Below are 25,728 nucleotides of genomic sequence, written 5' to 3'. Positions count from 1 at the left end.
GTCGCCAAGCAAGACCGAATAGTGGAATTCGCGGCGGCGATACCGGTCGGTGTTCTGGTGAGGGGTGGGGCGGTTCCCCGCACATTCCCGTTCGGCCGGAGCGGTTTTGCGACAAGGCGAATCGTCCGTTCGGGGGTTGACAGGCTGTGGAGGTGTTCCGATCTCGGGGAAGGCGCGTGATCCGGGCGGTGGCCGGGAATTCGGGGGCGCGGCCCCCATGGCGCAGCGCCGCCCGGCATGGGCAGACTGGCGACGCCACGGCTGGGGTGACGTAACCGGGGCACTGGGGTGGCACGACGGAATACGACGCGGAGTGAGCCGTGCCGGAAACACCGTGAACTCGTTCCGGGCGGACGGGTGCCCTTCCGTGGGAAAGAACGGACATTTCGTTCTCGAACAGGTCAGCTCCTGCACGCGGTGACACGAATGCCGCGCACGACAGAATGCGGGGAAACAGTGGGTGCGAAGGAAATCACCCGGGTCGGCGTGGTCGGCTCCGGCACGATGGGCGCGGGGATCGCCGAGCTCTGCGCGACGCGAGGGCTCGACGTCCGGCTGGCGGTGTCCCGGGAGTCGTCCCTGAGCTCGGCTCCGCGGAAGATCGCGGCGTCACTCGGCCGCCGCGTCGAAAAGGGCAAGCTCACGCCGGCCGAGCGCGACGCCGCGCTGTCCCGGATCAGCGTGAGCACGGACCTCGCCGAGATCGGTGACCGGGACCTGGTCGTCGAGGCGGTTCCGGAGGACGAGCAGCTCAAGCTCGGTCTCTTCGCCACTCTCGACAAGGTCGCCGGCGACGGCACGATCCTGGCCAGCACCACCTCGGCCATCGCGATCACGCGGCTCGCCGCGGCCACCGCCCGGCCGGAGCGGGTGATCGGCCTGCACTTCTTCAACCCCGTCCCGGCGATGCGGCTCGTCGAGGTCGTTCCGGCGCTGCCGACGGCCGCGGAGGTGACCGAGCGGGTCACCGCCTTCGCCGAGCACACCCTCGACCGGCAGCCCGTCACCGTCGCCGACCAAAGCGGCTTCGTGGTGAACGCGCTGCTGATCCCGTACCTGCTCGCCGCGATCCGCATGGTCGACACGGGCTACTGCCCGGCCGAAGACGTCGACCGGGCGATGGAACTCGGCTGCGCGCACCCGATGGGCCCGCTGCGGCTGGCCGACCTGATCGGCCTCGACGTGGTCGCCGCGATCGCGGCCGCGCTGCACGAGGAGTTCAAACAGCCCCTCTACGCCGCCCCGCCGTCGCTTTCGCGGCTGGTCGAGGCGGGCCACCTCGGCCGCAAGACCGGCCGCGGCTTCCACATCTACTGAAACCGGGAGACCACCGTGCACTCGTTCCTCAACATCAAGAAGTCCGCCCGGATCAGCGACGACTTCTGGGACGTCACCGACAAGGCCGGCCTGTTCGACGTCGTCGTGGCCGGGCTCGGCGACGGCCGGCACCGCGCGCTCGCCGACGGCCACGAGTTCGTGAACATGTCGTCCTACTCCTACCTCGGCCTCGACACGCACCCGCGGCTGGTGCGGGCCGCGGCCGACGCCGTGCTCGCCGAAGGCGCGCTGAACACCTCGACGTCCCGGATGCGCGTGCGCTTCGGCGCGTTGAAGGACGCCGAAGCCGCGCTGTCGGAGTTGTTCGACGTCGAGGCCGTCACCCTCAACTCGTGCGCCGCCGCCGCGTGGGCGACGCTGCCGCTGGTCGCCTCCGGGATCTTCACCGAAGACGAGCCGCCGCTGATGGTGTTCGACAAGAACGCCCACTTCTGCCTCAACGCGATGAAGCCGAGCGTCGCCGACGAAACCGAAGTCGCCGTGGTGCCGCACAACGACGTCGAGGCGCTCGAAGCGTTGTGCAAGCAGCACAAACGGGTCGCCTACGTCGCCGACGGCGTGTACAGCACCGGGGGACAGGCGCCGGTGAAGGAACTGCTGCGGCTGCAGGAGAAGTACGGCCTGTTCCTCGTCTTCGACGAGGCCCACGGCATCTCGACCGTCGGCCACCGCGGCCGCGGTGTGGTCCTGGAAGAGCTCGGGCAGATCAACGACCGCACGATCATCATCACGTCGCTGAACAAGGGGTTCGGCGCGTCCGGTGGCGCCATCTTCCTCGGCAAGCGGGGCTCCCAGTGGCGGCTGGACACCGCGCAGCGCAACGGCGGGCCGCTGATGTGGTCGCAGCGGATCAACACCGCGGGCCTGGGCGGGCTGCTCGCCTCCGCCGAGCTGCACCGGACCGACGAGCTGACCCGGCTGCAGCAGCGGCTGCAGGACAACATCGCGCTCTTCGACCGCTTGGTGGAGACCGGCGAACGCGGGGACGGGCTGCCCATCCGGTTCGTGCGGGTCGGCTCGGAGGACGCCACGGTCCGGCTCGCCCAGGACCTCTTCCGCCACGGGTTCTACGTCTCCCCGATCTTCTTCCCGATCATCGGCCGCGGCAAGGCGGGCCTGCGGATCATGCTGCGGGCCGGCATGACCACGGCGGAGATCGAGCAGTTCGCCGCCTTGCTCGGCTCGCTGGGGGAAGCGTGACCGCGCTGCTCTCGCACGTCGACGTCACTTCGCCCGGCTTCCGGCGCAACGTCGAGGACTTCGAAGCCAACCGGGAGGTCATCGCCGCGGCCCGGGCCGCGGCGCTCGCCGGCGGCAGCGAAAAGGCCCACCGCAAGCACGCCGACCGCGGGAAGCTGACCGCCCGGCAGCGCGTCACGCGGCTCCTGGACCCGGGCACGCCACTGCTGGAGATCGGCCAGCTCGCCGCGCACGACGTCTACGACGAGCCGGTGCCCTCGGCCGCGCTCGTCGTCGGGATCGGGCTCGTGGCCGGCCGTCCGTTCGTGGTGTTCGCCAACGACGCCACGGTGAAGGGCGGCACCTACTTCCCGCTCGGCGTCCGCAAGCACCTGCGCGGGCAGAAGATCGCCCGGGAGAACGGCCTGGGCTGCATCTACCTGGTCGACTCCGGCGGGGTGTTCCTGCCGCTGCAGGAGGACCTCTTCCCCGACGAGGACCACCTCGGCCGCATCTTCCGCACCATCGCCGAGTTGTCGGCCGAGGGGCTGCCGCAGCTGGCCGCGGTGATGGGCTCGTGCACCGCCGGGGGCGCGTACATCCCGGCGATGTGCGACGAGACGGTGATGGTCCGCGGCACCGGCACGGTGTTCCTCGGCGGCCCGCAGCTGGTGCGCGCGGCGACCGGCGAGGTCGTCGACGCGGAGACGCTCGGCGGCGCCGAGCTGCACACCCGCGTCACCGGGGTCGCCGACCACCTGGCCGAGAACGACGACCACGCCCTGGAGATCCTGCGCGAGCTGGCCGCGCGCAGCCCGCGGCCGGAACTGTCCCCGCCGCCGCGGACACCGCGACCGCCGAAGTACGACCCCGCCGAGCTGCCCGGCGTGGTCAGCGCCGGGCTCAAGGAGCACATCCCGGCGCGGGAGGTTCTCGCCCGGCTGCTCGACGACAGCGAGTTCACCGAATACCGCGCCCGGTTCGGGCCGACGATCGTCTGCGGGACCGGGCACGTCGGCGGCTACCCGGTCGGCGTGCTGATCAACGACGGCGTCCTGTTCTCCGAAAGCGCGCAGAAGGCCGCGAATTTCATCGAGGTGTGCGCGCAGCGGGACATCCCGCTGCTGTTCCTGCACAACATCAACGGGTTCATGGTCGGGGCCGAGTACGAAGCCGGCGGCATCACCAAGCACGGCGCCAAGCTCGTCAACGCCGTGTCGTGCGCGAAGGTGCCGAAGTTCAGCCTGGTGATCGGCGGCAGCTACGGCGCCGGCAACTTCGCCATGTGCGGCCGGTCCATGGGCTCCCAGCTGATGGCGATGTGGCCCAGCGCGCGCTCCACGGTCGTCGGCGCGGAACAGACGGCCAAGGTCATGACGCTGATCCGCGGCGACCAGCTCGCCAAGGAGGGCCGCGAGCTCACGCCCGAAGAGGAGGAGGCGATCCGCGAGCCGATCCTGGCCGCCTACGAGCGGCAGGCGCAGCCGCTGTACTACGCGGCCCGGCTGTGGGTCGACGCCGTCGTGGACCCGGTCGAGACGCGGGACTGGCTGGCGTTGTGCCTGGCCATGGCCGCCGACGCGCCGAAGCGGGAGACCCGCTTCGGGGTCTTCAGGATGTGAGGGAACGATGCCGAAACGTGTGCTGATCGCCAACCGCGGCGAAATCGCCCGCCGCATCGCCCGCACCTGCCGCCGGCTGGACGTGGACCACGTGGCCGTGCACTCCGCCGCCGACGCCGGTGCGGCCCACCTCGACGGCGCGATCGAGACAGTCCACATCGGACCGGGACCGGCCGGGGAGAGCTACCTCGACATCGACGCCGTCGTCGAGGCGGCGCTGCGCACCGACTGCGACGCCGTCCACCCCGGGTACGGGTTCCTCTCGGAGAACCCGGAGTTCGCCGCCCGCGTCACCGAGGCCGGGCTGACCTACATCGGCCCGGACGCGGCCACGATCGAGGCCATGGGGGACAAGGCCCGCGCCCGGGACCTGATGGCCGCGGCCGGGGTCCCGGTGCTGCCCGGGTCCGAGCAGGCGACGGAGTCCGCGGACGTCCTGCTCGCCGACGCCCGTCGGATCGGCTACCCGGTGATCCTCAAGCCGGTCGCCGGAGGCGGCGGCAAAGGCATGCGCGTGGTGCACGGCGAAGCCGAGCTGTCCGCGGCCGTCGAGGAAGCCGTCCGGCTGGGCCGGGCCGGGTTCGGCGACGGCAGGCTGCTGGCCGAGCGGTACGTCGCCGCGCCCCGGCACATCGAGGTGCAGGTGTTCGGCGACCGGCACGGGAACGTCGTCCACCTGCTCGAGCGGGAATGTTCGCTGCAGCGGCGGCACCAGAAGATCGTCGAGGAGGCACCCGCGCCCCACCTGTCCGCGACGACGCGGCACGCCCTGCTGGACGCGGCGGTGCGCGGCGCCACCGCGCTCGGCTACGTCGGGGCGGGCACGTTCGAGTTCATCCTCGACGGCGACGGGCGGTTCTTCTTCCTGGAGGTCAACACCCGGCTGCAGGTCGAGCACCCGGTCACCGAGGAGATCACCGGGCTGGACCTCGTCGAGTGGCAGTTGCTCGTCGCCGACGGCGAGCCGCTCCCGCTGCCGCAGTGGCAGATCCGGGCCACCGGGCACGCGATCGAGTGCCGCGTGTACGCCGAAGACCCGGAGCACGGCTTCCGGCCCGCACCGGGGCGCGCCGAGGTCGTCCGCTGGCCTCGCGAAGTCCGGGTCGAGGCCGCGTTCGACGGTTCCGGCGACGTGCCCGGGTTCTACGACCCGATGGTCGCGAAGCTCGTGGCCACGGGAGCCGATCGGCCCACGGCGCTCGCCCGGCTCCGCGCGGCCGTCGAGGAAACCACGGTCGTCGGGCTGACCACGAACCTCGGGTTCCTCGCCGACCTGCTGGCCGAACCCCGGGTCGCCGATGGCCGCGTCGACACCCACCTCGTCGACGCCTTCACCGCCCGCCCGGTTCCGCACCGCCGGGACGCACAGGCCCTCGCGTGCGCGGCGGCGATGGCGGTGCCGGACCGGGCCGTGGCCGCCTCACCGTGGACCGGCACGATCGGAGCGTTCGACCGCGCCGCGCTCGACCCGGAAGCACCGCTCGGCCGGGTGGTCCTGCGCCACGACGGCCGCGACCGGGAAGCCCGGCTGCTGGCCCGCGACCGGGCCGGGCTGCACGTCGAAATCGGCGGCGGCCGGTTCACCGTCCTCGCCGAGCGGGGCGCGGACGGACTGTTCCACGGCACGGCGGGGACCAGCCGCTGGACGGGTTTGCCCACCGCGGACGGCTACGAAATCGTCGTCGGTGGTCATCGCGTCGCCCTGGCCCGCCGCACGTTCGACGAAGGCGGCGGCGAGACGTCCGACAGCGCGGTGCGCACGCCGATGCCCGGGGTCGTCGTCGGCGTGGCGTGCGAACCCGGTGCCCGGGTCGAAGCGGGGGAGCTGCTGGTGGTCGTCGAGGCGATGAAGATGGAGAACCGCATCCTCGCGCCGTGGGCCGGGACGGTCGAGCGGCTGTCCTGCGCCCCGGGCGACGGCGTCACCGCCGACCAAGTCCTCGTCACCCTGAAAGCCGAAGGAGAAACCCATGTCTGACGCACCGACCCTGCTGTTCGTCGGCGGCGCCCGGCCGCTGAGCTTCAGCCTCGACATGGCCGCCGAGGCACTCGCCCAGGCGGCGGCCCGCGGGATCCGCGTGCACGTCACGAACACCGCCGAGATCCTCGAGGCGACGGCGGACGTCGTCGCCAAGGCCACCGAAACGTCCGTGGTCGACGTGCTGCGGCCGGGCGAGTCCGCGGCCTGGGCGCGGCGCAGCGGCGAACACTTCGACGCTGTTTACGCTCTTCAAGAGCTGGCGCAGGTCGCCGTCGCCGAGACGGCCGAAGCGATCGGCGCCCCGGGCAACCCGCCCGAGGCCGTGCACCGCGTCCGGACCAAGGACGCCTGCCGCGAAGCCCTGGCCGCCGCCGGGTTCCCGCAGCCGGTCGTCCGGCTGTGCGCCGACCGCGCCGAGGCGGCGGCGTTCCTGCGCGAACACGCCGGGCCGTGGATCGTGAAACCCCGCGACGCCATGGGCAGCACCGGCGTCAGCCTCGTCACCGACGCCGCCGAGCTGCCCGCGGCCCTCGCCCTGCTGCCGGACGCGAAGCCGTTCCTCGTCGAACAGTTCGTCGAGGGGCCCGAGTTCAGCGTCGAGGGCGTGTTCCTCGGCGGTGAGCCGAAGATCCTCGCCGTCACCGCCAAGGAGAAGGTGCCGCCACCGTTCTTCGTCGAGACCGGGCACGTGCTGCCCGCGCCGCTGCCGGAGACGCGGCGGCGCGCGATCGAAGAGCAGGTCTCGGCCGCGCTGAAGACGCTCGGGCTGCGCGTCGGCGGCTTCCACGTCGAACTGTGGCTCACCCCGGCCGGAGTTGTGCTCGGCGAGGTGCACGGCCGCTTCGGCGGCGACTGGATCCACCGCATGCTCGCCCACGCCATCCCCGGCCTCGAGCTGTACGGGCTGGTCTTCGACGACATGCTGGGGCGCCCGCTCCCGGACGTCCCCCTGGAACCGAGCCGGGGCGCCGCCGTCCGGTACTTCACGCCGCCACCCGGAGGGCTCGCCGCCGTCGAGGGCTGGGACGAGGTCCTCGCGCACCCCGCCGTCCTGTACGCCGAGCTGGGTGTGCGGCCCGGTGACGAGATCCGGCCCCTGCACCGCTCCGGCGACCGCGTCGGCCTGGTCGTGGTCGGCGCCGACACCGCCGAAGCCGCGAGTGCGCTCGCCGCCGACCTCGTGCACTCGGTGAAGTTCGTGCCCGAATCCGGACCCGACCGCCTGCCGGGCCTGTGGGCCCTGCGCTGACCTGACGAACTGGGGACGAACATGACCACCGACATCGGCATCATCGGCACCGGCTCCGCCCTGCCCGACCGCGTCGTCACCAACGCCGAGATCGCCCCGGCGGCCGGCGTGGACGCGGCGTGGATCGAACGCAAGACCGGCATCCGCGCACGCCGCCGCGCCGCGGCGGGACAGGCCACCTCCAACCTCGCGGCGATCGCGGCCGACCGGGCGCTGCTCGCCGCCGGCCTGAGCCCGGACGACGTCGACCACGTCGTCGTCGCCACCTCCACCCCGGACCACCCGCAACCGGCCACGGCCAGCCTGGTCCAGCACCTCATCGGTGCCCGATCGGCGAGCGCGGCCGACGTCAACGCCGTGTGCAGCGGGTTCGTCTACGCGCTCGCGATGGCCGAGGGACTGCTGCACGCACGCGGCGGCGGCCACGCGCTGGTGATCGGCGCCGACATCTACTCCCGCATCCTGGACCCGCGTGACCGGAAGACGGCGATCCTGTTCGGTGACGGTGCGGGAGCGGTCGTGCTCGGTCCGGTACCGGCGGGAGGGGGCGTCATCGGCACGCGGTTGCGCGGACACGGCGCCGAACACGAGCTGATCGGCGTGCGCGCGGGCGGCAGCAGGCTGCCCGCGTCGGTGCGGTCGGTGCTGGACGGCGAGCACTTCTTCCGGATGGACGGCCGGGGCGTGCGCGAGTTCGTCAACGGGCACGTGCCCGGCGCGATCACGGCCGCGCTGCGCGAGGGCGGGGTGCCCGCCGGTGCCGTCGACCACTTCGTCCCGCACCAGGCGAACGGCGTCATGCTGCGCGAGCTGGCGGGCGCGATCGACCTGCCGAACGCGCGGCTGCACCTGACCGTCGGGGAGTTCGGCAACACCGGCGCGGCGTCCGTGCCGATCACCCTCGACGCCGCCCACCGCTCCGGCGCGCTGCGGCCCGGGGACGTCGTGCTGCTGGCCGGGTTCGGCGGCGGCATGAACCTCGGCGTCAGCCTGTGCCGCTGGACCGCCCCGCCGCCGCGACCGGCAGCCCGCACCGGGAAGCACGCCGACGCCCTGTCCCACCGCTGAGAAAGGCCGCTCATGCCCGCGCTCCTGCCCCGCGGCGGACCACCCCGCCTGCTCGCCGTGGCGACCCTGGTCACGATGACCGGTTACGGCGTCTACCTGACCGCCGGCGTCTTGTACTTCACCCGGGCGGTGCACCTGCCCGCCGGTCAGGTCGGCGCCGGCCTGACCATCGCCGGCGCGGTGTCGCTCGCCGCCGGGATCCCGTTCGGCCACCTCGCCGACCGCCACGGCGCCCGCACCGTCTACGCACTCACGCTCGTGCTCGGCGCGATCTCCATGACGGGTCTCTGCCTGGCCAGGGACTTCTGGTCCTTTGTGGCCTTCGCGAGTCTCGGCGCCGCGGCCCAGACCGCGGGTCCGGCGGCTCGCAGCCCCCTGGTCCAGGAGTACGGCGGCGACCGGCCGGCCGAGTTCCGCGGCTACCTGCGCTCGGTGACCAACCTCGGCATCGCGCTCGGCGCGCTGCTGGCGGGCTGGGGCGTCGCGGCCGACACCCGCAACGCGTACTTGCTGCTGATCGGCGGCAGCGCGGTGTCCTACGCGGCGAGCACGGCCATCGTGCTGTTCCTCCCGGCGGTCCCGCCTCGCCCCGCGGGCGCGGGTCCGCGCTGGATCGCCCTGCGGGACCGGCCGTACCTGGTGCTGACGCTGCTCGACGGCGTGCTGGCCATCCAGTACCGGGTGCTGACCGCGGCGGTCCCGCTGTGGCTGGTCGCCCGGACCACGGCGCCGAACTGGACGATCTCCGGCGTGATGGTGGTCAACACCGTGATCGTGGTGTTCTTCCAGGTCCGGGCGAGCCGCCGGATCGACACGACCCGCGCGGGCGCGGTCGCGTTCCGGCGCGCCGGCTTCGCGTTCTTCGCCGCCTGCGTCGGAATCGCGGCCATGGCGGGCGCGCCGACGTGGCTGGCTCTGGTTCTCCTGCTGGCCGCGGTGATCGTGCACACGATCGGCGAACTCTGGCAGGCGGCGGGCGGCTTCGAGCTGTCGTTCACACTGGCGCCCCCGCACGCGGTCGGCCAGTACCAGGGCCTGTTCGGGATGGGGCTGGGGCTCGGCGTGACGCTGGGGCCGGCGGTGCTGATCGCCCTGTGCATCACCTGGGGCACCCCGGGTTGGTTGGTGATCGGGGGCGTCTTCGCCGCGACCGGCCTGGCCGTCCCCGCGGTGGTCCGCTGGGCCGAGCACGACCGGTCACGACCGGGGGTGGTCGAGCCTCAGGTCGCTTGACCCGCTTGTGTGTCAGGGACGTCGTCGAGGGGCCGGGGAAGGGGACTCCGGTTCGTGCACCTGGAACGCCACCATGGGGCGCGAGGTCGCTCAGTGGCGGGTGATGATTGCGGAAGGCACTCCGGTAACTCGGCTTCGCTCCACGTCGACCAGGGTGGCCAGTGCTCACGCCGAACAGAACGTCAGCGCCGGGCGGCGAGGTGGATCGGTCCCGCTCCTGATCTTGCCCGTGCGGCGTTTGCGGCCTCGGGGGATTTCGGGCTTCAGGCGATGACCCGCCTCGGGCCACGGGCGGCGTCCGCGGCGCCGGAGGTGGTGGTTCTCGGCGCGGTCGAACGGGTCGCAGCCGCTAACCTGCTGGCGGAGGTGCGTCGCATGGTGGAGGAATCCGGCCCGGCCGGCCCGCGGTCGCGGGCGATCGACGCGCTCCGCGACGCGCTGGCGGCGGTCAACGGCGACATGTCCGGCCGAGTGCTGGGCGAAGACATCACGGCACTCGCCGAGGCCGTGGCGGCGGCTGCGCTCCCCGATCTGACCGATGACATGGATGCGCGATCGGTGCTCGGATCATGGCGCTGGGCGCGATTCCTCGCCAGGGCCCCGGAGGAGCAAGCCGAGCTCGAAGAAGCTCTCGACTTGTGGGCGCCGGTCGCCAAGGACTCACCGGAGGCCCTGCCCCCGGAGGTGCTTCCGCTGTTGGAGGCGCACGCGGTGGAACAAGTGAGCACGCACGCGCTCGAACTCGCTGCTACCTACGAGGTCAGCGATGACCCAGCCGTGCTCGATGAGGCCATCGACCTGTTTCGCGAGGTCGTGCGCGCCACTCCGGCGGATTATCACGATCGTGGGAGGTACCTCTCGAACCTGGCTGTCGCGCTGCGCAGCCGGTTCGAGGCGACCGGCGACCTGGGCGTGCTCGACGAGGCAGTCGACACCTTGCGCGAGGCGGCACAGGCCATGCCGGCCGACGACGAGCGGTTGCCGCTGGTGCTCGACGGCTTCGGCAATGTGCTGCTCGACCGGTTCGGGCGGTCCGGTGACATCGCCGATGTCCGGGAGGCCGTCGCGGCGGGGGAGCGCGCGGCCGGGCTCGCGGGTGATGGTGATCCGGATTTCGCCGTGTACCTTTCTCACCTCGGTGACGCGCTGAGGCTGTCCTTCGAGTACAGCGGAGACGAAGCCGCACTCGACCGGGCGATCGAGGTGGGCCGTCGCGCGGTATCCCACGCCGGCGAAAGCGACCTGAGCAACTGCCTCTCCCACCTCGGCGGCGCCCTGGAGGTCGGGTTCTGCCTATCCGGGAAGGAGGAACAGCTGGTCGAAGCGGTCGGATGTTTCCGTCGTGCCGTCGACGGCGCCGCCGTCGACGATGTCGCGTTCGCCTCCTACCTGACGAATCTCGGCGGAGCCCTGCAGAGATCGTTTCAGCGTACTGGCGAACCAGCCGCGCTGGACGAAGCCATCACCGCGCTTCGCCACGCGGTGGAAGTGGCTGCGGACGACGATCCCGATCTCGGCGACTACTTGTCGAACCTCGGCGGCGCGCTCCTCGACGGATTCGAAAAGACGGGTGACGAGACGCATCTGAACGACGCCATCGGGCTGCTGTTCCGTGCGGTGGACGGCACCCCCGCCGGCAGTCCCTACCTCGCCCGGCGTCTGTCGAACCTGTCCTCGGTACTGTTGGCCGGCTTCGAAGACGACGGGGACACCGTTCTGCTCGAGGGAGCGGTCAGCACAGGCCGCCGAGCCGTGGCGGCTGCGCTCGCCGGAGACCACAGCCTCGGGGCGTACCTGTCGAGCCTGGGCAACGCCCTGCGGACCTTGTTCCTGCGCACCGAGGGGCTGGGGCCGCTCGATGAGGCGATCGAAGCCTTCCGCCGCGCGGTCGAAGTCACGCCGGCCGGGCACACCGAGTCAGGCATGTACCTGACCAATCTCGGCGTCACGCTGCGGCTCAAAGCATCGAGAATGCGGGACACCGGCCTCTTGGCCGAGGCGGAAGACGTGCTGCGCCGGGCGACAGAAGCCACCGGCGAAGACGATCCCTTCGCCGGAAGGTACCTCGCCAATCTCGCCAACGCGCTGCACGGCGAGTTCGATCGCGGGGGCGACCTGCCTTGCCTGCAGGAGGCCATCGAGTTGTACCGCGAGGCCCTGCGCCGGACTCCGGCCGAGGACGCCGTCTTCGGCGGTCATCTGTTCAATCTCGGGTGCGCCCTGCGGAGCAGGTTCGGCGTCACCGGCGCTCGCGAAGACATCGAGCTGGCCGGCAAGCTGCTCGAGGAAGCGTGGTCCGCGGAGACAGCGCCCATGGAGGTACGCATCGCCGCCGCGCACCGTGCCGCGGACGCCGATCTGGCCGCGGGTGACGCCGGGCACGCCGTGACCATGGCCGAACGCGCGATCGCCCTGCTCGCCCTGTTCGCACCGCGCGAGCTGCCCCGGAACGACCGCGGCCACCGGATCACCGGCACAACGGGGATCGCGGCGACCGCGGCCACCGCCGCCGTCGTCGCCGGCCGAGCCGAGCGTGCGGTCGAACTGCTCGAGCAAAGCCGAGGTCTCCTGTTCGCCGAAACGCTCGACACGCGCGGTGACCTCACGCTCATCCGCCGTCGGGCGCCTGATTTGGCCGCCGAATTCGCTCGCCTGCGGGAAGAACTCGACACGATCGACCACAGCCTCAGCGCGAACGACCCGGCGGTCCGGGAAGGTGTCCTTCGCCGGTGGGAAGAGCTGCTCGCGCGCATCCGGGGCACGCCGGGGCTGGCGGGCTTTCTCGAGGCGCCGTCGATCAGTGCTCTCCGCCGTGCCGCGGCCGAAGGCCCGGTGGTCTACGTGGTGGTCCACGAGCACCTCGCCTTCGCCTTGGCGCTGCACGATTCGCCCCGCGATTGCGTGGACGTGATCGCGCTTCCCGAGGTGACCGAGGATGCGGTCTACGACAACGCCGATCTGTTCCGCGAAGTCGTCCGGACGGCCGCGGACGAGGAAAGCGTGGCGGAAGACCAGGAAGCCGCCCGGCGGCAGGCACAACAGGTGTTCGCCTGGACCTGGGACGCGGTGGCCCGGCCCGTGCTCGAGCACCTCGGTCATACCGCACCGCCACCGCCTGGCGCGCAGTGGCCGCGTATCCGGTGGTGCCCGGTCGGCATCGCCACTTACCTGCCGTTGCATGCGGCGGGACACCACCCGGAAACCCGGGCGGAAGTCGAACACAGCGTGGACACCGTGCTGGACCGGGTCGTTTCCTCCTACACGCCGACCGCCCGGGCGCTCCTGCACACCGCCTCCACCGGTCCGGCCCGCTCACAGGACGTGCTCGTCGTCGCGGCGGCCGGAGCGCCGGAATCCGCGGCGTTGCCGGGCGTCGCCAGGGAGGTCGAGTTCCTCCGCAGCCTGATGCCGACGGCGACCGTGCTGCCCGGTGCCGGGAGCGAGGTAACCCTCGCGGCCGTGCTGGAGGCTCTTCCCGCGCACGCCATCGCCCACTTCGCCTGCCACGGGCTCAGCGACTGGCACGATCCCATGGCGAGTCATCTCGAACTGGACGACCGCGGGCAGCAGTTGACGGTCTCCCAGGTCACCGCCCTGAACCTGACCGGTGTGCGGATGGCCTACCTTTCCGCGTGCAGTACGGCGGACACGAGTCCCCGGCACATCGACGAGGCGACGCACCTCACGTCGGCATTCTTCCTCGCCGGGTACCGCACGGTGATCGGCACCCTCTGGCCGGTCGGCGACCTCACCGCGCGGGCCGTCGCCCGGGACACCTACGGTGTCCTGACCAGCGGCGGCACCACAGACCCCGATCCTTCGCTCGCCGCGTTCGCTCTCCACCACGCGGTTCGCGGCTACCGGGAATTCCGGCCCGCACACGTGCTCCGGTGGGCCGCGCACGTGCACACCGGCCACTGAGGGCTGCACTCAGAGCGTCCCGATGACCGTCACCGCCGCCCATCGGTAGAGGGGAAGCCGCCGCAGAGAGGGCGCCCGCAAGATGGCAGCCAGCGCTGCGGCGGGCGAGCGAGTCACGTGGAGTTCCTGGTACAGCCGGGACAAGCAACTGCTCACGATGCGATCCTGGCTCCCGATCTCGAAGTGCGCGGAAACCACGTGCGTTGCGCCCGCGGCCAGCGCGGCCAACGCGAGGCCGAGGGGTTCGTACTGGTCGTCCCCACCGGGGAAGCCGCTGTGACAGGAGGCGAAGGACAAGTAGGGCGGCGGGGTCGTCGTCCCGTCGAGGAAGTCGGCGGCCGAGAGCACCACCGCCGGTCCCGCGAGGATGGCGTGCGCCAGACCTGGCTCGCGGTTGCCGTGTGCGGCCAGCACGGCCGTGCGCCAGCGGTCACCGCCGCGGATGAAAGCCGGCGCCACGTGCGCGGGTTCGGTGATCCGGTCGTGCCCGTCCGGATGTGCCGCCAGGCCGTCGAGTTCGGCCGCCGCGATGCCCGAGTGCGGATCGTGCCAGGACACCGCTGCCGGGGGTGGCTCTTCGGAAGGGGGCCGATCCTGCAGCGCGGTCAGGAACCGCAGGGACGGGGTAAGGACCACGTCGGCGTGGTCCACGAGCAAACCGTCGTCCGCTGTGGACAGAGGCAACGCCGCGAACGGCACCGCCCACAACCACCCCGTCGGGATCACCACCACGGGCACCGGACCGTTCGCGGAGTGCAGCCGCCGAACGAAGGGGTCCGGCAGGATCACGCTCAACGCGGTCAGGTCATCGGCTCGCAGCTTGAGCCGCTCCTCGTGGTCGTCACCCGTTAAGGCTTCCCTCAGCCGGACGACCTCGTCGGTCACCCGGACGTCCTTGGCCACACAGGTGCCGTCGGGTGAGCGCCACACCGAGACGATGTGCTGATGGCCCTCGACGGACTGCACAGGTACCGCGATGAGGACGTCGACCCGCACGCCGGCCAGCCTGTCCATGCGGAGCGGCTCGGCGCCGTAGACGTCGGCGAACAGTTCACTCGTCTGCTCGGCGAGCCGGGCGTAGAGCCCGTCCAGGCGCCGTCGCAGCTCGGCCGGGCTCTGGTCGTCGAGGTCGCCGAGATCGCCGAGGCCGTCGATGGCCGCGGCAGAGCGGACGCCCCGGCGGCTGGGGTCGCGCTCGGCCACAGCCGCTCCGACGCGGGCAATTTCAGTCAGCAACCCGGCCAGCCGGGCGGGGAGATCGGTCGCGCTGCGGCGCAGCAGGCCGGCCAGCCGGTCGGTGCGCAGGCGTTCGGCGAGCTCCATGACCAGGGGGCCGTCGCCGATCTCGACAGCCAGCAACATCGCGTGCTCGTATTGCGCGCGGACGGTGTCGGCGATGTATCGCCGTGCGCTTCCGGAAGCCACGGCGCCGCGGATCGTCTCGGAGTAGCGGATCGCGGACCGGATGTGCAGGGCGGTTCCGGCCGCGTCGTCCAGAGCGTGCGCCATCATCGCGCTCCCGGTCGCGGCGGCGACCGCGAACATCGTCGCGCCCGACTCGACGGCCTCGGTCTCGGCGAGCCGATAGGCTTCCAGAGCCGAAGCGGGGTCGCCTGCGATGTTCTGCTGCTCCGCGTGGAACAAGTGTTCACGGGCGCGATCGAGGGCGTTGCGTGCGGTGCTCGGCAGCTTTCGGGCACCTCGGGAGTGCCCGGAACAGAGAAGTTCGACGAGTGCGAGGTTACGGTGGATGCTTTCGGCTCCCGCCGTCAGGCCGGCCTCCTCGTAGATCCGAGCCGAGGCGCGGAACGTCTTCTGGGCCCGCCGCAGAGCGGCGAACGAGCGGGGCAGACGGAGGAATCCGCGGATCGACCGGCCGCCGTTCCTGGCCAGTTCCACACGGGCCCTGGCCTTGAGCAGGTTCGCCTCCCCGACGGCGTTGCCGCCCACGGACTCGTAGTACCGGCTGTAGGACTCCAGGTAGCGTTCCGCTTCGGCGAATTCGCCGGCAGTGGTGTGGAGGTGGGCCAGCGGCAGGCTGAGCTCGGCCACGGTGAACGGATCGTCCGCCGTCTCGAGGGCGTCGGTGATCGTGCCCTTGGCAGCCTCCCATTCTGGCCCGCCGACGGCCACCCCGCGCTGCAGGAACTGCGCCAGGAACACGACAGCGACCATCTTGAGCTCGGTCGAGCCGATCTCGGTGGCGATGGCGACCTGGGCCCGGACGAGGTCGACGGCTGCCGTCCGGTCACCGGCGGCGTTCAACGCCCGCCCCCTGAGCACGTCGGCGAGGCTGAGCAGATATCGGTCCCCGGCCTCGCGGTGCACGTCCGCGGCTCGGCCGGCCAGCGTCGCCGCCGTCTCGTGGTCCCCGACGAGCAGGCGCCACCCCGAACGTTCGCGGTCCAGATCGGCGTGCAAGTGGCGGTCCGCGCTGTCCGCGCCGGCGGCGATCGCGGCCTCGAGCACGGCTTGTTTATCGGAGGTGTAGGCGATCCGGGCCGAGCGCGCCAGGCCGATCCGCGCGGCGAAGACACCATCGTGGTCTCCGGCGGCCGCGTAGCCGCGCTCGGCGTACTTGTAGTGGTCGTCCGCTTCGGACGTGTAGCCCTGCGTCCAGTACGTATTGGCGGCGGCCAGCGCGGCCAACGGTGGGTTCCCGTCCTCGGGGATCAGCGAACGCAGCACCTCGCGCCCCTGCGTGCTCTTGCCACTCCGCCGCAGGATCTCGACGTACCGGACCACCGACACGACGTCGTCCGGTCCGCGGGAGAGGCGCTCGGCGCTCGCGAGGTCGGTGCCTGCCGACCGCCAGGCCGGATGCGAAGACCCGGTGCCGATCGGTTCGAGGTGCGGGTATTTCACTGATTGTCTCCGGATTCCGAAACGGAAGTGCTCGTGCTGCGAGGGTCAAAGCCGGTCGACGGGGAATTCGGCCAAGGTGCGGTTCAGGACGGCGTACTCGGTGGTGGTGTATCCGAGGAACGCGATTTCCCGCAGCAGGCTTTCCGGCGATCCGGACCAGTGGTCGAGGGCGGCGGCCACCATTTGCCGGGCCGTGGCTTCGATGTCGGCGCCGACCGCCGTGCCGGTGCCGAGCAACGGGAAGAGCACGGTGCGGACCTCCGGGTCCGTCGCGGCTTCCCCCTCCGCGCGGCGCAACACGTTCGTGACGCACTGGTCGATGTTGCGCACCTGGCGGAACCCCGCTCCGGGTTCTCCCTGCACCGAAGCGACGTGGATGATCCGCCGGACGTTGTTGCTGGCGCGCAACGCTCCGGACCCGGTCACCACGGCCGTTCCCGGCGCGACCGGCCGCGGGCTCGTCGCGGCGAGTTCATCGGCGACCAGATCGACGACCAGGCGGCCGGACGGATCGCGGAGGGCCCCCCAATACCGGATGATCGCCGACACCGAGAAGTCGTTGTGCCGGGCCATCTGCAGGTCGGTGTTCTCGCTGTTGACCCAGACGTCCGCGTCCCGCACACGGCGGATCGTGCCCGGGATGACGCTGATGGTGCGGCTGCCCAGGGGTTTTCCGCGCACGCCGTAGCGAACCGGCCGGCCCTCGGCCATGGTGCCGGTGGTGCGCCGGCGCAGCGCCGGCACGGTCTGGGCCAGTTCGTCGACCAGGGCGGACAGGTCGGCCTCGAACGAGTAGTGCCGCAGCCGTACGGCCTGGCAGTGGGCCAGGTCCGCGATTTCGCCGGGCAGGTCCGCTTCTCGGGGGAGTTCGGCGTCGTCGACCAGTACCGGGATCACCCTCGTCCGGGCGGCCAGCGCCTCGGCGATCTCGCGCCGCACCCAGTCCGGCCCGGTCGCGGAGACCGACCAGTGCTCGCCGATCAGTGCGAGCAGTACCGAGCACTCGCGGAGACGTGAGAAGACTTCCTGGACGAAGTCGTCGCCGGCGCGAACGGACTGCGCGGCGAGGAAGGCGCTACCGGGGCCGAAGCGCCGCTCCAGTTCGCGATGGAGCAGAGTGGCATACCCGGAGTCTTCGCGCACGCGGTAGTTCACGAACACCTCGGACATCGATCGCTCCTTCCGTCGGAATTATCGGCGGGAATCCGCGGAGCCTCGTCCGACCCTCGGGGAATGACCGTAAAGCGTCCTGTTTTTGTCCACTCCGATCGCTTCCCGCTCCGCGGCGCGGAGACGTGCTCTGGCGTACGATCATCCCGCCGAAGCCGAGTGCGGAAGGAACTTGATCATTGCCGGGTGAGGATTTGTTCCAGGACGACGCCGACACCCGCCGCATCCGCGAAGCTGCCGGCACCGTGCTCGCCGACGTGCTGGGGTGGTCGACGACACCCCAGCACTGGAACCGCATCGCCGACCTGGTCACGGCCATCGAACGGGCCGCCGACCGAGCGGATACCGGTGCCTTCGACGCCGCCGTCGCCGACCTCGAACTCGCGGTGCCGGTGCGGAGCAACCGGATCGAACGGTCCGCGCGCGAACGCGGCGGGATCGACGACGACCTGCGTGAACGGGTGAACAGCCTGCAGCACCGCATCGAGGGCGTCGCCGACGAGGAGAACGCTGATGACCACTCCGGTGAAAGTCACCGCTGAAGAGTTCGTCGTCCACGTCTTCATCGTGCTGGACGATGTCACCGTCACCGCCTCTTACGATCTCGCCCTGCGGCTGTGGGGATCTCTGCGGTCCTTCCTGGGCAGCCCGGTCGAAGCGTCCGGACTCCCCGTCGATCCGCCCGACGCCGCGGAAATCCGCGGCCGGACCGTCGAAGAAGAAGAGATCCTCGCTGTTCAGCAGAGCCGCACGTGTGATGCCCAGGCCGTCCTGCGCCGCCGGCACGACGTCCTGAACCTTTCGGCGTTGTTCACCGGCGAACCGGCCGGCTGGGCGGAGTTCGAGCGCCGGTGGGACCTGGTGGTCGATGGTGTTGCCCAGGCGTTCCTCGGCGAGGTGCGGATCTATTACGGGCTGACCGCCTCGGCTGCTGACGCGCTGCCTGCGACCGCCGACCTCGCCGTCTCCGTAGCCGGGCGGCTCCCGCCCGTCGCCTGTGCGCGCGGGTGGGAGCAGGCCGGGGTGACGACGAAGACGGGGTTCCCGCTCTGGGAACTTTCGCCCCGGGAGGACGGACGGCGGTTGCGCAGGGTCCTGACTCTGACGCCGGTGGCTCGCGACAGCGATCTCAGTGCCTGGGTCTGGTCGGACAAGGGACCCGACATGCCGATGTTCGCCCGGTACCTCGGACACGCAGCCAAGGTCAGGCATCACGTCCGGCTGTGGAAGCGGGGCAGAAGCCTGCGCGACCTGCGCCTTCGCGCCGCGGACATCGCGGCCCGCCTGCGCGCCGGCGATCCGAGCCTCGCCCCGGACCAGCCGGGCGCCGTGGAATTGGCGCTCACGTCGGCGCTGACCTCGGTGGCAGCGATGCGGCGCACCGTCGAGATCGCGGCCGACAACATGTCCCGCACAATCGCGGATGCTGTCGCGATCGGGGAAGGCCGGAACGTGTTCGCCGACGACCGGTCCCTCGTCGAGGACCTCCTGACCTGGTTCGACGACGAGACAGAATACCTTCGATTGGCCCGGGACCTGCTCCGTGAGCTCCGCCGCGCGGTCGTCCCGGTCGCGGGGCCGGCTCGGGCGGCTGCGGACGAACCGCTGATCGGGTTGCTCACCGCGATGCCCATCGAGTTCCAAGCCGTGCGCTCGCTGCTCGAAAACGTGCAGGACGCCTCCGCCGGCCGTGCCCACTACGTCCGAGGCGAGCTGCCGAGCCGGGAACCGAAGCGACCGCACAAGATCGTCCTGGTGCAGACGGGGGCCACGGCCACCAACGCCGCCGCCGAGAGTGCGGCCGGCTTGGTCCACAGCTTCCCGTCGATCTCCTGCCTGATCATGGCCGGGGTGGCGGCCGGGGTGCCCGCTCCGGCCGATCCGGCGCGCCACGTCCGGCTCGGCGACGTCGTCGTGGCCACCTGGGGGATCGTGGACTACGCCCACGTCGTCGTCCACGACGGAGGAGCGACCTCGCTGCGCGCGACGTTCCCGCGACCGTGGCCCTACCTGACCCGGGTGGCGGACCAGCTCGAGGCCGACGAGCTGACCGGCCTGCGTCCTTGGGAACAGTGGCTGGACTCGGCCGACGAACTGTTCCGCCGTCCGCCGGACAAGACGGACCGGCTGGTGTCCGGAGCGGGAAGCGTGCGGCACCCACGCCGGGCGGCAAGCGGGCACCGGCCGGACCGCCCGAAGATCCACAAAGGCCGAATCGGCAGCGCGGACATCTCGTTGCGTGACGCCGGCCTGCGTGACGGGCTGGCCGCCGAGCACAACCTCCGGGCGCTGGAAATGGAGGGTGCCGGCGTCGGGACCAGCGCGTTTCTCAACGACCGGCACTGGTTCATGGTCCGCGGCATCAGCGACTACGCCGACCGTTCATACACAGTGGCGTGGCGCCCGTACGCCGCACTCGCGGCCGCTGCGTACATCCGGGCACTCCTGGCGGCAGCGCTACCGTTCGACGAGCTGGGGTAGCGCCGTCCTAGGAGCAGGAAGTCGCCCCCGGTGTGAGCTGCATCGCCGCGTCGGTGTTCAGTGGAGCGGTTGCCGTCGCGGGGCCCGGAGAGTCCGCCTGACGTCAGGCCGGATTCGCTGTTCGCCGTGTCTTGGATGCCGCTTTGCGGTCGTGCCAGCGGCGCATCATCTCGCGGGTTTCCTCTCTGAGGAAGTGGATGAGTTCGAGCGTCTCGGTCAGCCGGTCGGCCGCCGGTGAGTCGCCCAGGATGGCGATGCCTTCGCGGAGGTCGGCTTCGCCTCGGTCGAGGAACGGGTTGGCGCTGACGGTGGACTCGTACCACGAGCTGTCGACGACGTAGGCGTGGCGGCGTGATCCCGGCTCCCGCTCGGTGCGGATGAGGCGGACCTGGACGAGGTAGCGGACGGCGCCGGAGACCCCGCCGGTGCTGGCCTTCAGTGCGTCCGCGAGCTCGGCCGCGGTCATCCGCCCGCTTTCGCTGACCAGGAGTGTCGCGAAGACGCGGGCCGCCAGACGAGGGAATCCGCTGTCGGTGAGGGTGCCGGCGAAGCGCTCGACGAACCCGCTGATGTCGTCCCTGGTGCCCACGTCACTTCCTCCAGTCACCTCGGCAGGGTACGGCAACCGCACAAACTTTCAGTAATCATTGAAAGTTGGTGTACGTTGAAGCGATGCCAAGAGAACTCGAGATCCCGCCGGCCGTGGAGCGGACCCCCGGGCAACGGTTCGCCGACTGGACGTGGACGAAGTACGCCCGGCTTCCCGCCCCCACGACCGGCTACGCCACGACTCGCGGCCTGCGGATCCCGATGAGAGACGGCGTCGAGCTGCTCGCGGACCTCTTCGAGCCGGCCGGACGGACCTCGGGCACCATCCTCGTCACCTCGCCCTACGGCTGGAACCTCTACGGCGCGGCCATGACCGGCGGCATGTTCGCCGGCCGCGGCTACCGTGTCGTGCTGGTCCGCTGCCGCGGCACCTTCGGCTCGGGCGGAACCTTCGAGCCGTTCATGCGGGAGGTCGACGACGCGGCCGACATCGTCGGGTGGCTGCGCGAGCAGCCGTGGTTCGACGGGCGCTTCGCCACCCACGGCTATTCGTACCTCGGGTTCACGCAGTGGGCCCTGCTGATGGACCCGCCACCCGAGCTGGTCACCGCGGTCATCGCGTGCGCGCCGCACAACCTGGGTGCTTTCGCGCACGCCGGCGGAGGATTTCTGCTGAGCACGATGTTCGAGTGGTCGTTCGTCACGACCAAGCAGGAGAAGCCGATTCTGCCGCGCATGGCCGCGGTGCTGTCCGCCCGGAACCGGATCAGGAAGGCCCTGGCCGCGCTTCCGCTGACCGACGCCGCGGAGAAGGTCATGGGCGGGCAGGCGCCCTGGTACCGCGAGTGGATCAGCCGGGACCCGGACGACCCCTGGTGGCGGCGCGCCGACCTGACCGCAGCGCTGGATCGGGTCCACGTCCCCGTACTGCTCCAAGGTGGCTGGCAGGACGTCTTCCTCCGCCAGACACTCGCCGGGTACACGCGGTTGACCGATCGGGGCATCGACGCGGGCCTCACCGTGGGCCCGTGGACCCATGCTCAGGGAGGCGGCGCAGGGACCCGCGTCCTGCTTCCCGACGCCCTCGCCTGGTTCGACGAACACCTGGCCGGTTCCCCCGTCCGGCGCCGCGCCATGCCGGTCGAAGTGTTCGTCGGTGGTGCGGACCGGCGGTGGCACGATTTGCCCGCCTGGCCGCCGACCACGGTCGAGCAGGCCTTTCATCCACGTTCCGGTGGGCTCCTCGCCACCCGACCGGCCGACCCCGGAGAGCTGCTCGAGTTCACCTACGACCCGGCCGACCCGACCCCCACCTACGGCGGTGCGTTCGTCACCCAGGTTTCGCCGGGTGTGGCCGCGGGCTACGTGGACGACAGCGCGCTCGCCTCGCGGTCCGACGTGCTGGCCTTCACCTCCGACCCGTTGACCGCCGACCTCGACGTCCTCGGCAGCCCGGTAGCCGAAGTGGGGCACAGTTCCGACAACCCCTTCGCCGACCTGTTCGTCCGGCTGTCGGAAGTAGACGCCCGTGGCCGCTCTCGCAACGTCAGTGACGGGTTCGTCCGGCTCGGCCCCGTGACCGCCCAAGGCGTGGTCCGGGTGGAGCTCGACCCCACCGCGCACCGCTTCACGCGGGGCAGCCGGATCCGGCTCTTCGTCGCGGGCGGGTCGCACCCACGGTGGGCGCGCAACCTCGGAACCGGCGACGACCTGGCCGGCGCGACGAAGATGCAGCCGTCCCACCGGACGATCGACCTGTCGATCTCCCGGGTTGTCGTCCCCGTCGCCCCACCGCCCGGAACGTGAAGGCGCGCGCCGCCGACGGATGTATAACGACGTGTACGTCGGCGCGAACACCATGACCGGGTGCGAAGGCCCGTCCGTGGGCGGGTCCGCGTTTCTCGGCAGGTCGAGGTGGTAGTCCCCGCCGATGACAGCGAAAAGTGTAGAGCGCACGGCGACGCACATCCTGCTGATCGCCATCGGGCTCGGGCTGGCGGCCATCGTCCTGGTGGAGTTCGTCCTGCGGGTCCAGCGCGTGCTGGTGTGGCTGGCGATCGCGGCTTTCTTCACCGCCGCGCTCTATCCCGCGACGAACTGGATCCAGCAGCGCATGCCCGGGCGTCGGCGGTCTTGGGCCACCGTGGTGGCGTTCCTGGCGATAGTCCTGGTGGTGGGCGGCGTGCTCGCGGCGTTCGCGGTGCCGCTGGCCAGAGAAGGGACGCAGCTGGCCGGTCAGCTACCCGGCATGATCGCCGATGCACGAGCCGGGCGGGGCCCGGTCGGCGACCTGCTCTCCCGTACGCATGCGGTGGAGTACGTCCAGCAGAACCAGGACCGGATCAAGCAGATCGCCACGGGGCTGGGCGCTCCCGCGCTGAACTTCGTGCAGAGTCTCGCCACGGGAGTCGTGGCCGCGGTGACGATCTTCGTGCTGTCGTTCCTGGCCGTGCTGGAAGGACCGAAGCTGGTCGCCGGCACGCTGACGCTGTTGCCGACGGGGAGTTCGGGACGCGTGCGCGACGTCGGCCGGGAATGCGTCCGCACGATCACCGGCTACATCACCGGCAACCTGATCATCAGCGTGGTGTGCGGGGTACTGACGTACGTGATGCTGAAGATCTTCGGCGTGCCCTTCGCCGGGCTGGTCGCGTTGTTCGTCGGGCTCGCCGATCTCATCCCGCTCGTGGGCGCGACGCTCGGTGCGATCGTCGCGGCCGCCGCGGCGTTCATCCACTCGGTGCCCGCCGGCATCGCGGTCGTCGTGTTCTTCATCATCTACCAGCAGCTGGAAAACCACTTCCTCCAGCCGCTGGTGTTCGCGAGGACGGTGAAGCTCAACCCACTCACCGTCCTGGTGGCGATCCTGCTCTTCACCGAGCTGGCCGGCATCCTCGGCGCGTTGCTGGCGATCCCGGTCGCCGGCATCATCCAGGTCATCCTGAAGGACCTCTGGCGACACCGCAAACGAAACCGCGCCGGCGACCCTGCCGAACCGGTGACGCCGGACCGGCCGACGACCGGGAACCGGCCGGCAACGGCGCCGGATGCCTGACGTCACAACGGTGTCGGCGGCTTCCGGGACAGCCGCCCGGACCGCGTATGCGGCGTAGCACGCACCGCATACGCGGTCGGGTCGGGGTTGGGGTATCGCTACGGAACGATAGGAGCCGGGACGGTCCGGGGGTCTCTCAGAGGATCCGGATCTGGTCGATCCGCACACCCCCGGGGTGGTTCGGCCACGTGAACGCCGTCCGCTTGGCGATCGGCGTCGACGGCTGCCACCGCCCGTCGCCGTGCCACTGGACACGGTTGTTCCCCGTCCAGACCTCGGTGATCCAGACCGGGTTCTTGAACAGGGTCTCGATGCTCATCGACCCCGCGTTCGCGAAACACAGAGTCTGCGTGGGGAAGTTGCTGGGGTGCACCCGGACCCGCACGAACTCGTCGCTGTTGCAGGAAACCCGGTTCGTGGCAGAAGCGGCGCCGGCCGGAATCGCCGCCGTCATCGCGGCGACCGCCAGCACGGTCAACGTCGACCTTTTGGCCAATGATGGGGATTTTCCGGACATGCGGACCTCCACGACAGTAATGCGATCAGTGGGAAATGACGGCGGCGAATCACGCCGACACCAAGATCGTAATGAGCGATCCGGCAAGAGGACCACGTGTGGCGCTACGACGTCGTCAGGGTCGAGTCGGAGATCGGTACAAGATCGCGTGAGAAGTGGTGCCTGCTGTACCACCCGCGGGGTGGCTGCGGGAGTGTGCGCGGCTCTGCCGGCTGATGTGCTGTTCCGCGTCGTGGACGGCCGGATGCCCCCGTCCCCTGGACGAGGTGAGGAGGCAGGCAGTGTCCGACCCGCGTGCGGACCAGCTCGCGCCGGTGGCCAAGCAGTTGCAGGACCAGGCCGAGGAACTGGTGGCCGCCCAGCTTCAGGTGATCGGTGCCATCGGGGCGTACGGCGTGACTCGCCCTGCGGAGATCCGCCCGTCCGCGTACCGGAACGTCGTCCGCGTGGTCGCCGCCCTCCGCGGCGAGGACCGCTTACCGGCCGGTGTGGGCGAAGAGGAAAGGGAGACCGGGCGTCGCCGGGCGCTGCAGGGCATACCCGGCGCTGACGTCCTGGCCGCTTACCGGAGCAGCATCTCGTTGCTGCGCGACGAATTCCTCCGGACAGCGCGGATCGAGGGAACGCCGGCCGACGCCGTATTACTCGGCACGCAACGGATCTGGCAGCTCGGCGACCACGGCAGCACCGAGCTGCTCGCCGGTCACCGGAAGGCCGAACTCGACCTGACCCGCAACCGGCGGCAGCAGCGGACGACCCTGCTCACCCGGCTGGTGGAGGGCACGATGACGGCCGATCAGCTGGTCGCGGCCGGGGCCGGGCTGGCCGCCGACGGGCGCTACTGGGTGCTGCGGGCCCGGTCCGCGAGCATCGACCGGTTCGCGCTCGCCGACATGCTGGAACGTGCGGCCGGTGCGCAGGAGACGGTTCTGGTCGGCACCTACGGCCGGGATGTGGCGGCCGTGCTGTCCGCCCCTCTCCACACCGGCCCGGCCGACGACGTGACGATCGGGCTGGCCGGCCCGACCCGGTTGTCGCGGCTGGGCGCGGGGTTCGCCGAAGCCACGCAACTGCTCGCGGCGGCCACCAGGTTCGGCCATCGCGGGATCGTGGACCGTCCGCGCATGGCGCTGCGGCTGGCGGTGGCGAACGAGCCGGAACTGGGGCACTACCTGCGAAGCCGCTATGTCGAACCGGTGGAGGCGCAGAGCGGCATCGGCGAGACCCTGCTCGCCAGCGTCGAGACGTACTTCTCCCGGCGACGCTCGATTCCCGAGGCCGCCGCCGCTTTGTCCGTCCACGTCAACACACTTCGCTACCGGCTGGAACGCTTCACCGCGTTGACCGGAGCGGATCTGCAGGACACCGAAGTCATGTTCGAGGTGTGGTGGGCCCTCCAGTACCACAACTCGGTGGCTCCCCGAAGTGACTCCGGCTGATCCGCTGCCGTCGGCGTGAGAAGTGGTGCCTGCTGTACCAGGGAGCGGGCGGCTGCGGGAG

General features: G+C 71.0%; 17 protein-coding genes. 13 read left to right on the top strand and 4 right to left on the bottom strand.

The genetic code is table 11. The annotated features are described in order from the left end of the window. Positions 1-456 precede the first annotated feature (456 nt). The 8 genes from DV20_RS12510 (at position 457) to DV20_RS12475 (ending at position 13,591) form a co-directional block, all read left to right on the top strand. The gene (locus DV20_RS12510; RefSeq protein WP_043779643.1) at positions 457-1,317 is read left to right on the top strand and encodes a 3-hydroxybutyryl-CoA dehydrogenase; all 861 of its coding nucleotides are present in this window, start codon (positions 457-459) and stop codon (positions 1,315-1,317) included. Positions 1,318-1,332: 15 nt separating this feature from the next. Then, positions 1,333-2,538, top strand: a complete 1,206-nt coding sequence (locus DV20_RS12505; protein ID WP_043779641.1) for an 8-amino-7-oxononanoate synthase family protein — start codon at positions 1,333-1,335, stop codon at positions 2,536-2,538. Beyond that, a complete protein-coding gene (locus DV20_RS12500) occupies positions 2,535-4,139 on the top strand; it encodes a carboxyl transferase domain-containing protein (protein WP_051735942.1) in 1,605 nt (534 codons plus the stop codon). The genes DV20_RS12505 and DV20_RS12500 overlap by 4 nt, the downstream gene beginning before the upstream one ends. Before the next feature lie 7 nt (positions 4,140-4,146). Beyond that, positions 4,147-6,117, top strand: a complete 1,971-nt coding sequence (locus DV20_RS12495) for an acetyl/propionyl/methylcrotonyl-CoA carboxylase subunit alpha (protein WP_043779639.1) — start codon at positions 4,147-4,149, stop codon at positions 6,115-6,117. Next, complete coding sequence (locus DV20_RS12490) at positions 6,110-7,369, top strand: ATP-grasp domain-containing protein (protein ID WP_043779638.1); 1,260 nt, start codon at positions 6,110-6,112, stop codon at positions 7,367-7,369. Before DV20_RS12495 ends, DV20_RS12490 begins: the two co-directional genes overlap by 8 nt. 21 nt (positions 7,370-7,390) lie before the next feature. Then, a complete protein-coding gene (locus tag DV20_RS12485; protein WP_043779636.1) occupies positions 7,391-8,437 on the top strand; it encodes a 3-oxoacyl-ACP synthase III family protein in 1,047 nt (348 codons plus the stop codon). 12 nt (positions 8,438-8,449) lie between these two features. Then, a complete protein-coding gene (locus tag DV20_RS12480) occupies positions 8,450-9,670 on the top strand; it encodes an MFS transporter (protein WP_043779633.1) in 1,221 nt (406 codons plus the stop codon). A gap of 270 nt (positions 9,671-9,940) precedes the next feature. Then, positions 9,941-13,591, top strand: coding sequence for a CHAT domain-containing protein (locus tag DV20_RS12475; RefSeq protein ID WP_084093447.1), 3,651 nt, complete (start codon positions 9,941-9,943; stop codon positions 13,589-13,591). Between the two features lie 9 nt (positions 13,592-13,600). Here the strand turns inward: DV20_RS12475 and DV20_RS12470 are convergent, their stop codons facing one another. Together DV20_RS12470 and DV20_RS43065 are read right to left on the bottom strand one after the other, a co-directional pair. Further along, a complete protein-coding gene (locus DV20_RS12470; protein ID WP_043779628.1) occupies positions 13,601-16,456 on the bottom strand; it encodes a CHAT domain-containing protein in 2,856 nt (951 codons plus the stop codon). 45 nt (positions 16,457-16,501) lie between these two features. Next, positions 16,502-17,626, bottom strand: coding sequence for a TIR domain-containing protein (locus tag DV20_RS43065; RefSeq protein WP_051735941.1), 1,125 nt, complete (start codon positions 17,624-17,626; stop codon positions 16,502-16,504). A gap of 179 nt (positions 17,627-17,805) precedes the next feature. Between DV20_RS43065 and DV20_RS12460 the strand changes: the two genes are divergently transcribed. Both DV20_RS12460 and DV20_RS12455 read left to right on the top strand, forming a co-directional pair. Beyond that, the gene (locus DV20_RS12460) at positions 17,806-18,168 is read left to right on the top strand and encodes a CATRA system-associated protein (RefSeq protein ID WP_152603689.1); all 363 of its coding nucleotides are present in this window, start codon (positions 17,806-17,808) and stop codon (positions 18,166-18,168) included. Next, positions 18,140-20,107, top strand: coding sequence for a CATRA conflict system CASPASE/TPR repeat-associated protein (locus DV20_RS12455; protein ID WP_084093446.1), 1,968 nt, complete (start codon positions 18,140-18,142; stop codon positions 20,105-20,107). The genes DV20_RS12460 and DV20_RS12455 overlap by 29 nt, the downstream gene beginning before the upstream one ends. Positions 20,108-20,210: 103 nt before the next feature. Here DV20_RS12455 and DV20_RS12450 read toward each other — a convergent pair whose 3' ends face one another. Further along, positions 20,211-20,696: a GbsR/MarR family transcriptional regulator gene (locus tag DV20_RS12450; protein ID WP_235190802.1), complete on the bottom strand. Its 486-nt coding sequence runs from the start codon at positions 20,694-20,696 to the stop codon at positions 20,211-20,213. A gap of 83 nt (positions 20,697-20,779) precedes the next feature. On the opposite strand from DV20_RS12450, the gene DV20_RS12445 reads away from it, so the two are divergent. Both DV20_RS12445 and DV20_RS12440 read left to right on the top strand, forming a co-directional pair. Beyond that, positions 20,780-22,462: a CocE/NonD family hydrolase gene (locus DV20_RS12445; RefSeq protein WP_043779616.1), complete on the top strand. Its 1,683-nt coding sequence runs from the start codon at positions 20,780-20,782 to the stop codon at positions 22,460-22,462. Between the two features lie 124 nt (positions 22,463-22,586). Next, positions 22,587-23,711 carry an AI-2E family transporter gene (locus tag DV20_RS12440; protein WP_051735939.1) on the top strand — a complete coding sequence of 375 codons (1,125 nt, stop codon included), beginning with the start codon at positions 22,587-22,589 and terminating at the stop codon, positions 23,709-23,711. A 136-nt stretch (positions 23,712-23,847) separates the two neighbouring features. On the opposite strand, the gene DV20_RS12435 is transcribed toward DV20_RS12440, so the two are convergent. After that, positions 23,848-24,207 carry a beta/gamma crystallin domain-containing protein gene (locus tag DV20_RS12435; RefSeq protein ID WP_200876403.1) on the bottom strand — a complete coding sequence of 120 codons (360 nt, stop codon included), beginning with the start codon at positions 24,205-24,207 and terminating at the stop codon, positions 23,848-23,850. Positions 24,208-24,509: 302 nt separating this feature from the next. Between DV20_RS12435 and DV20_RS12430 the strand changes: the two genes are divergently transcribed. Next, entirely contained in the window at positions 24,510-25,667 is a 1,158-nt protein-coding gene (locus DV20_RS12430) for a PucR family transcriptional regulator (protein WP_043779613.1), read from the top strand. Positions 25,668-25,728 lie beyond the last annotated feature (61 nt).

Source organism: Amycolatopsis rifamycinica, from assembly GCF_000695625.1.
GTDB lineage: Bacteria > Actinomycetota > Actinomycetes > Mycobacteriales > Pseudonocardiaceae > Amycolatopsis > Amycolatopsis rifamycinica.
This window is presented reverse-complemented; position numbering and strand designations above follow the sequence as displayed.

Excerpts from the sequence above, each read along its gene's own strand:
- DV20_RS12485 (WP_043779636.1), top strand. The coding sequence starts at position 7,391 with ATGACCACCGACATCGGCATCATCGGCACCGGCTCCGCCCTGCCCGAC.
- DV20_RS12445 (WP_043779616.1), top strand. The coding sequence starts at position 20,780 with ATGCCAAGAGAACTCGAGATCCCGCCGGCCGTGGAGCGGACCCCCGGG.
- DV20_RS12455 (WP_084093446.1), top strand. The coding sequence starts at position 18,140 with ATGACCACTCCGGTGAAAGTCACCGCTGAAGAGTTCGTCGTCCACGTC.
- DV20_RS12495 (WP_043779639.1), top strand. The coding sequence starts at position 4,147 with ATGCCGAAACGTGTGCTGATCGCCAACCGCGGCGAAATCGCCCGCCGC.
- DV20_RS12480 (WP_043779633.1), top strand. The coding sequence starts at position 8,450 with ATGCCCGCGCTCCTGCCCCGCGGCGGACCACCCCGCCTGCTCGCCGTG.
- DV20_RS12475 (WP_084093447.1), top strand. The coding sequence starts at position 9,941 with ATGACCCGCCTCGGGCCACGGGCGGCGTCCGCGGCGCCGGAGGTGGTG.
- DV20_RS12440 (WP_051735939.1), top strand. The coding sequence starts at position 22,587 with ATGACAGCGAAAAGTGTAGAGCGCACGGCGACGCACATCCTGCTGATC.
- DV20_RS12490 (WP_043779638.1), top strand. The coding sequence starts at position 6,110 with ATGTCTGACGCACCGACCCTGCTGTTCGTCGGCGGCGCCCGGCCGCTG.
- DV20_RS43065 (WP_051735941.1), bottom strand. The coding sequence starts at position 17,626 with ATGTCCGAGGTGTTCGTGAACTACCGCGTGCGCGAAGACTCCGGGTAT.